Here is an 8,160-nt window from a genome sequence, read left to right on the forward strand (position 1 = left end):
AAACACGCAACTAATCTTATACAAACACGTTATCGGTAATTCGATGAACACTTAAATAGCTGAAAGAAATAAAATTGAACATAAATGAGTGCTACAAAAATAGGTTATACAATAACTACAGACCCAATTTTTTTTAACGAACAAAATGCCATTACACCAGAACTATCACGTAAGCTTCAGCAATTTCATCAAATGGCATTAGATGGAAAAAAATCGAGCATTCAAAAAATACTTGATGCCATTGAACAGCACCCAGAAAACCCACAACTAAAAAACTATTTATCAGTGCTCTATGGAGAGTTGAATCAGACTCAAAAGATGTATGATGTTAACAAATGGATTATTGCAGAACATCCTAATTATTTGTTTGGAAAACTAAATTTGGCTAACGAGTATTACCTAAAGAAAGAATACAATAAAATGCTAGATGTATTAGGTCATCAAATGGAGTTAAAAACTCTTTACCCCGACCGTGAGACATTTCACCTAAACGAAGTAATTTCTTTTTTAAAATGTACGGTGCTATATTTTACTGCCATAGAAGATATTAAGCAAGCCGAAATCCGTTATGAAATTATGCGCGAATTAGCTCCTGATTCTACAGATACAGAAATAGCAATGCGACAAATTATTATTACCAGTATGAAAGCTGGACAAAAACGCTTTGAAGAAGAACAAAAATCTAAAATATCAGTAGCAACAAAAACACAGAAAATTAACACTACCAGCAAAGCTCCAAATTTTTGTCATCAGGAAATTAAGTGGCTTTATTCCAATGGTCTTTATATTGGAGAGGAAAAAATAAATATAATTCTTTCTCTTAAGAAAGACACTCTTATTCAAGACCTTGAATTGGTATTGCAAGATAGTATTAACCGATATGGTTATTTCAGTAAGCTGGTTGAGTCAAATGGATGGGACGAAGAAAACATGAATTTTGTAGTTCATGCTATTTATCTTTTAGGAGAACTCGAAGCAACCAAAAGCATAGATGCTATTTTTAATGTCTTAAGTCAATCTGATGAATATTTCGAGCTTTATTTAGGTGACTTTATTACTTCAATGTTATGGGAGCCAATATTCAAAATCGCAGCTAATAATTTGGACGCATGTAAACAGTTTATGTTTAAACCTAGCATTGACACTTATGCTCGTACGACTTTTCCTGATATGGTAGAGCAACTTGCATTGCACCATCCTGAAAGGCGAGAGGAAGCAATAAATTGGTTTGCTGATGTGATACATTTTTTTCTTAATAGCACTTTGGATGACAATGTAATTGACAGTGATCTAATAGCATTGTTAATCTGTAATGTGATTGATATTAAAGGCTATGAGTTACTCCCAATAATAGAAAAATTATTTGAACAGGGAATAGTGTCACAAGGTATATGCGGTCAATGGAAAGAAGTGAGCAAAGCTTTTAAACGTCCTGATAACTACAATAAGATAAAAGATATTTTACCAATCGCAGAACGTTACGAAAAAGTAACTTTAACATGGTCTGGATATAACGAAGATGAAAGTAATTCTAAATTTGATTACAATGAGTATTTTGAACCTCGTTTAATGCCAATAAGAGCCGAGCCAAAAATTGGACGTAATGAACCATGTCTGTGTGGAAGTGGAAAAAAGTATAAAAAATGTTGTTTGAACAAATAAAAAAAAACCGATAACAATTTGTATAATGCAAATGCACCCTGCGGGATGCAAACGCACCATACAAGAACCGTTGCCAGAAATAAAGAAACCGAAATAAAATGAAAATAATTTTTCAGATTTTTGCTTCAAAATTGCTCTCAAAAGAAAAGTTCAAAAATTGTGTAGCAATTTGAGGCTTTTTTGTCTTTAGAATATCAAACTAAAAACGGAACCTTCATTCTCAATACTTTTAACGGTGATTCGTCCTTTGTGAAGTAGCATGATTTGCTTACATAAGCTCAGTCCAATGCCGCTTCCTGTAGTTTTACTCGTGAAGAATGGCACAAAAATATTATCTAAAATATCTTGTGGAATTCCAGAACCGTTATCAAAAATTTTAATAACGATATCTCGATTTGTATTTAGTGAAGCTTCGACTTTTATTTTGGCACCATCCTTCTTTTTACAAGCATCTACGGCATTTAGAAGTAAGTTGATTAATACTTGTTCAATAAGATGTGTGTCAATGTCTAGCTCTAATTTAGCGCTTTCAATATGGAACGTTATATCAATATTTTTTGCTCTTATAGACGGTTCCATTAATAACTGAATGTTAGTAAACAATTCAGAAATATGAATACGTTGAAGATTTAAGTTGGTAACTTTACTTAAACTACGGTACGTCTTAGCAAATTTCAACAAACCTTCACTTCTGTTTTTAATCGTCTTTATGCCTGCGTTCAGGTCTTCCAGCGCTAATGTTTTTGTTTTAGGTTGTGCAATCGCTAACTGTAAATTTTGCTGTAACGTGTCCGCCAAAGATGAAATTGGCGTAATAGAATTCATGATTTCATGGGTCATTACACTTAATAATTTCTTCCAAGATTCCGATTCATTTTTATTTAAGGTGCTATCAATATCTTGAATTACAATGAGTTTAAAAGCATCTTCTTCAACCTGAAAAACAGTATCCGAAATCAATATTTTTATACTTTCATTTTGTAGCGCTATCGAAATTGAATTGGGTTCTCTGTTATATGTTTCAAAAACGGTATTGTATAATTCGGGCTTTCTATTTTCAACAAAACGAATATTTTTAAAAGATGGTATATCTAAAATATCCCCAAAAGAATCGTTGGTCCATAACACATCTCCAGTTTCTAGATTATACGCTATAATCCCTATATCAACCATTTCTAAAATCTTTTGCAGATAGACATATTGTGCCTGATTTTGAGAGTTTATTTCTTTAATGGTGCGATTAATTTCATTGAAACCAGCATACAAAAACCGAATATCTTTTGGGCCTCTATCTTCAGGAAACCACCTTGAAAAATCACGGTATTTTACTGCTTCAAAGAAGTCATCCATGGCTACAAAACGACGTTTTATAAAGGAATATGTATCAATCAATAAATAAAGTAAGCCAGCGCCAAGTAGTGTTGCATAACTATTTTTTTCGATTTGTAATGTATACATCAATCCTAGAATTAGACCAATTATGAGTATAATTCTAAAAAGTAATTTAAAAATGTAGGCTTTATAGTTCATACTTTTCTAAGCGTCGGTAAAGCGCAGCTCTTGTAATGCCTAACTCCTTAGCAGATTTTGAAACATTACCGCTGTTCTTTTCTAAAACGGTGAGTATCGTTTTCTTTTCTATATCTTCTAAATTATGATTAATCGTTTGATTGTTTTCAGTATGTATAGAACGCTCAATTGAAGAAAATACTAAATCGTCTGGTTTTAGCGTACTTCCGTCAGTCATAATCACGGCACGTTCTAAAACATATTGAAGCTCTCTAACATTTCCAGGAAAATCATGCTTCTTTAGCTTTGAAAAAAAACCAGCATCAAAATTAAAGGAGTTCTTATTGTACTTTTCTGCATACAATGAAACAAAGTGTCTTGACAAATTTGTGATGTCAGTTCCGCGTTCTCTTAAAGGCGGTACAATAATGTCTACTGTATTAATTCGGTAGATTAAATCTTTTCGGAATTTGGTTTCATCAGCCAATTTAGATGGTGCAACATTGGTTGCACAAATTAATCTAATGTCTATTGATACAGGTATATTAGACCCAAGAGGTGTAACTTGTCTATTCTGTAGTGTTGTTAATAATCGTGCTTGTTGTCCGAGTGTAATATTACCAATTTCATCCAAAAAAAGTGTACCTCCATTTGCTGCTTCAAAACGACCAATACGGTCTTCCCTTGCATCTGTAAAAGCTCCTTTTTTATAGCCAAATAATTCACTTTCAAACAACGACGAAGTTAAAGCGCCAACATCTACTTTTATAAATGGTTTATTTTTTCGATTAGAGTTTTCGTGAAGTGCTCTTGCAATTAAATCTTTTCCAGTACCATTCTCGCCTAAAACCAATATATTGGCGTCAGTTGGTGCTACTTTTTTAAGTTTTACAAAAACATCCTGCATTACAACACTTTCTCCAATAATTTCAACACTATCAGAGTTTATAGCATTTGATTTCGCGCTATTTGATTTCTTTTGACTTAGAATGGTCGTAATGGTTTCTATAATCTTGGTGTTTTTCCAAGGTTTCATCAAAAAGTCTGATGCACCTTGCTTTAATCCGCGAATTGCTAAATCAATATCCGCATAAGCGGTCATTAAAATTACAGCTGTTTCAGGGGTTCTCTTTTTAATTTTATTCAACCAAAAAATGCCTTCATTACCAGTATTAACAAGGCCATTAAAATTCATATCAAGAATAATAATGTCATAGTTAGCTTTTTCTATTTGAGTTAAAATATTACTCGGATTCTTTTCAGTAACAACCGTTTTTACCAAAGGTTTTAGTAGCAAACGAAGTGCCGTAAGTATGTCTGCATCATCGTCTATTACTAATATGGAAGCATTTTTTAATACCATTTGATAATCGAAGTTTAACTATAAAGACATTCATCTTTCAAGTTGATACATCTCGTTTTTAATAAAAGCTGTACCTAAAGTCAGCGTCAGCTTTCAATAGTACGATTTTATTTTAAGTTTTAAAAAAATAACAAAGTAAAAATATTTGGTTGCATAAACATGTACACTTTCGGACATAAAGTGTATCAAAATCGAACACTTTTAATTTTGAAATAATTCCTAAACAACTGTAAATCAATATTTTGAATTTATGGCATCATATTCACTTTATGTTCAGTGAAAATAATACAGTAAAAATGGACGTACCAATTCAACAGAAAAAATTCTCAAATCAAAAAATAGGGCTTTTTGTAGGTGTAATCGTAACATTAGCACTAATTATTTATGTGATTATTCAAACTACAGGCGGTTCTAAATTGAATGTTGAAAAAGAACGTATCTCGGTGTATACGATTTCAAAAGGTCTATTTCAAGAAAACATTCCTGTAAACGGTATTGTTTTGCCAGTAACTACAATTTATTTAGATGCACTAGAAGGTGGTCGTGTAGAAGTAAAATTTGTAGAAGACGGTGCCATGATGAAAAAAGGGGAGCCCATTTTAAGATTGTCTAACACGGATTTAGAATTAAGTCTTATCAATCAAGAAACGTCAGTTTATAATCTTTTGACGCAAATGCAGATTTCTCAAAATGTTGCAAGACAAAATACCATTAACAGACAAAACCAATTCACTGATGTTGAAAGTAGTTTTATTGAAGCAAAGCGTATTTATAATTCAAATAAGCGTTTGTATGAAAAAGGTGTAATTGCACGGCAAGATTATGAGTCTTCAAAAAATAATTTTGAGTATCAACAAGAGCGAATGAGGCTGTCAAAACAGGTGCTTTCTGAAGATTCTATTTCATCAAAATTAGAAATTAATCAGGCTAAGAGTTCGTATTCAAGAACACAAAGTGCCTTAGAATTAATGCGTAAGAAAGTGGGAGACTTAGTAGTTAGAGCACCTATTGACGGACAGTTAACTTCTTTGGATGCTGAAATAGGGCAATCTATAAATAAAGGAACTCGTTTAGGGCAAGTTGATGTGACTACAGGCTACAAGATCAGAGTTGATATTGATGAGCACTACATCTCAAGAATTTACAATGGACAAAAAGGAACGTTTACTTTAAACGAAAAACCATATACATTACTAATTAAAAAAGTTTTTACACAAGTAACTAATGGACGTTTTCAGGTGGATATGAAATTTGAAGACGAAGTGCCAGAAGGTATCCGCCGTGGGCAGAATTTACAAATCCGTGTCGCATTAAGTGCAGAAAAGCAAGCTTTATTAGTGCCAAAAGGTGGTTTCTTTCAAAAAACAGGAGGCAACTGGATTTTTAAAATGAGTGAAGACGGAAATTCAGCGTACAAAGTAACTATTAAACTAGGAAGTCAAAATACAGAATTTTACGAAATTATTGAAGGTTTAAACCCTGGAGATAAGGTGATAACATCGAGCTACGATTCTTTTGGAGCTACAGAAGAACTTATTTTAAAATAGATAATAAAAATAGATACATTCAATTAAAATACAAATATAATGATACAAATTACGGACTTAGAAAAATTTTATAAAACTAAAGAAGTGCAAACTATTGCCTTAAATAAATTGTCTTTTGAAGTTAAAGAAGGGGAATTTGTTGCCATCATGGGACCATCGGGTTGTGGAAAATCTACACTACTTAACATCCTAGGGCTATTAGATGATCTAGACGGTGGAAGCTTTAAATTTAATGGAAAAGAAGTTGCTGGATACAACGAGCGTAAGCGTTCTGACTTGCGAAAACATAATGTAGGTTTTGTATTTCAGAGCTTTAACCTTATAGACGAGTTAACAGTTTTCGAAAATGTTGAATTACCACTAATTTATACAGGTGTAAAACCAGCCGAACGAAAAAAACGTGTAGAAGAAGTACTAGAGAAAATGCAAATCATGCATCGCCGTAACCACTTTCCACAACAATTGTCTGGTGGTCAGCAGCAACGCGTCGCTGTAGCAAGAGCAGTTGTAAATAAACCAAAATTAATATTAGCTGATGAGCCAACGGGTAATTTAGATAGTAAAAACGGTAACGAAGTTATGGATTTACTTATAGATTTAAACGAAGCCGGAACAACAATAATCATGGTAACGCACAGTGAGCATGATGCCAAGTATAGTCATCGTATAATTAGAATGTTAGATGGGCAAAAAGTGACGGAAAATATTTTGGCGTAAACTCAGAAGATAATCAAGAGTCTCCAATCAAATTAAACCAACTACGCTACTGAAGTGTTGAAACCAAATCAATCATCAATCAAAAATCGAATAGTAAAATCTTTCAATCATGATTAAAAATTATTTTAAAATAGCATGGAGAAACCTTATGAAGCACAAGGTGTTTTCGTTAATTAATATTATTGGGCTTACCATTGGTTTAAGTGCGTCTTTTGTAATTGGACTAATGATTTATTACGATTATACATTCGATAATTTTCATAAAGACGGTGATAAAATTTACAGAGTAGTAACTGAATTTACAGACCCAGATGGAATAAATTATAATTCAGGCATCACACTGGCTTTAAAAGGTGCCATAGAAGATAATTCTAATTTTGAAACTGTAAGTGAATTTTACATAGAAAGACTCTCAAAAGCAGTTAACAAAGAAAACGACATTGCCTTAAAATGGCCAGACTTCGTAATTTTCGCGGACCAAAATTATTTAGATATTTTTCAATATAACTTTTTGGCAGGAAACAAAACGGAAGCACTAAAAAATCCAAATCAAGTTGTACTCACCCAAAGCAGAGCAGCGGAATATTTCCCAAAACTTTCACCAACTGAAATTGTAGGTAAAACATTAATTTACAACGACTCAATAAATGTTAAGGTTACTGGTGTTGTAGAAAACTTTACTGAACGAACAGATATCGTTTTTAAAGAATTTGTCTCTCATGCAACCTTACTTCAAACCAATAAAAAAAGAGATATTACGAAGCGCTATTGGTTTAATACAAACGGTAATTCGCAATTGTATGTAAAGTTTAAAGAAAATGCAGATGTAGCAAGTGTACAAAAACTTTTGGACGATTTGGCGTTAGAACACACGGACGAAGATGATATTAAATATGGCCAATCGCGTAAATTTAAGTTACAAGCACTTAACGATATTCACTTTAACGAGGATTACGGAACGTACGATAGTGAAAAAGCACAAGCTAGCAAACCGCTATTAAGAAATTTGGCACTTGTCGCACTCTTTTTACTACTATTGGGATGTATTAATTTTATAAATCTAAATACAGCACAAGCTTCGCAACGTGCTAAAGAAATTGGTATCAGAAAAACTTTGGGCAGCAGCAGAAAACAGCTTATTGGGCAGTTTATGGGCGAAGCTTTTATTTTAGTATTAATTTCGGCAGTGTTGTCCTTGTTGCTTTCAAAATGGCTAATCAATGTGTTTTCAGATTTTGTGCCAGATGGCTTAAGCTACGAACTTTTTAAATCGCCAATACTAATTTTTGGCGTGGTTATTTTACTAGTGTTGGTTACATTTTTATCTGGGTTTTATCCTGCTTTGGTACTTTCAAAATACAA

At 32.8% G+C, this 8,160-nt stretch carries 6 protein-coding genes; 4 read left to right on the plus strand and 2 right to left on the minus strand.

Annotated elements, in window-relative coordinates:
- The first annotated feature begins 84 nt into the window (after window positions 1-84).
- A complete protein-coding gene (locus AB8B65_RS01030; protein ID WP_405298931.1) occupies window positions 85-1,662 on the plus strand; it encodes a DUF1186 domain-containing protein in 1,578 nt (525 codons plus the stop codon).
- 186 nt (window positions 1,663-1,848) lie between these two features.
- Here the strand turns inward: AB8B65_RS01030 and AB8B65_RS01035 are convergent, their stop codons facing one another.
- Window positions 1,849-3,192 carry a sensor histidine kinase gene (locus AB8B65_RS01035; RefSeq protein ID WP_405298932.1) on the minus strand — a complete coding sequence of 448 codons (1,344 nt, stop codon included), beginning with the start codon at window positions 3,190-3,192 and terminating at the stop codon, window positions 1,849-1,851.
- Entirely contained in the window at window positions 3,182-4,534 is a 1,353-nt protein-coding gene (locus AB8B65_RS01040; protein ID WP_405298933.1) for a sigma-54-dependent transcriptional regulator, read from the minus strand. The genes AB8B65_RS01035 and AB8B65_RS01040 overlap by 11 nt, the downstream gene beginning before the upstream one ends.
- 296 nt (window positions 4,535-4,830) lie before the next feature.
- Here AB8B65_RS01040 and AB8B65_RS01045 point away from each other — a divergent pair, with 296 nt between their 5' ends.
- From AB8B65_RS01045 to AB8B65_RS01055, 3 genes are all read left to right on the plus strand, one after another.
- A complete protein-coding gene (locus AB8B65_RS01045; protein ID WP_405298934.1) occupies window positions 4,831-6,081 on the plus strand; it encodes an efflux RND transporter periplasmic adaptor subunit in 1,251 nt (416 codons plus the stop codon).
- 39 nt (window positions 6,082-6,120) lie between these two features.
- On the plus strand, window positions 6,121-6,798 hold the full coding sequence (locus tag AB8B65_RS01050; protein WP_405298935.1) for an ABC transporter ATP-binding protein: 678 nt from the start codon (window positions 6,121-6,123) through the stop codon (window positions 6,796-6,798).
- 109 nt (window positions 6,799-6,907) lie between these two features.
- The coding region (locus AB8B65_RS01055; RefSeq protein ID WP_405298936.1) for an ABC transporter permease at window positions 6,908-8,160 on the plus strand (1,253 nt) is incomplete at its 3' end.

Origin of the sequence: Kordia sp. (genome assembly GCF_045105435.1) — a bacterium.
Lineage (GTDB): Bacteria > Bacteroidota > Bacteroidia > Flavobacteriales > Flavobacteriaceae > Kordia.

Coding starts and splice junctions, on each gene's coding strand:
- AB8B65_RS01030 (WP_405298931.1), top strand. CDS start 85: ATGAGTGCTACAAAAATAGGTTATACAATAACTACAGACCCAATTTTT.
- AB8B65_RS01035 (WP_405298932.1), bottom strand. CDS start 3,192: ATGAACTATAAAGCCTACATTTTTAAATTACTTTTTAGAATTATACTC.
- AB8B65_RS01040 (WP_405298933.1), bottom strand. CDS start 4,534: ATGGTATTAAAAAATGCTTCCATATTAGTAATAGACGATGATGCAGAC.
- AB8B65_RS01045 (WP_405298934.1), top strand. CDS start 4,831: ATGGACGTACCAATTCAACAGAAAAAATTCTCAAATCAAAAAATAGGG.
- AB8B65_RS01050 (WP_405298935.1), top strand. CDS start 6,121: ATGATACAAATTACGGACTTAGAAAAATTTTATAAAACTAAAGAAGTG.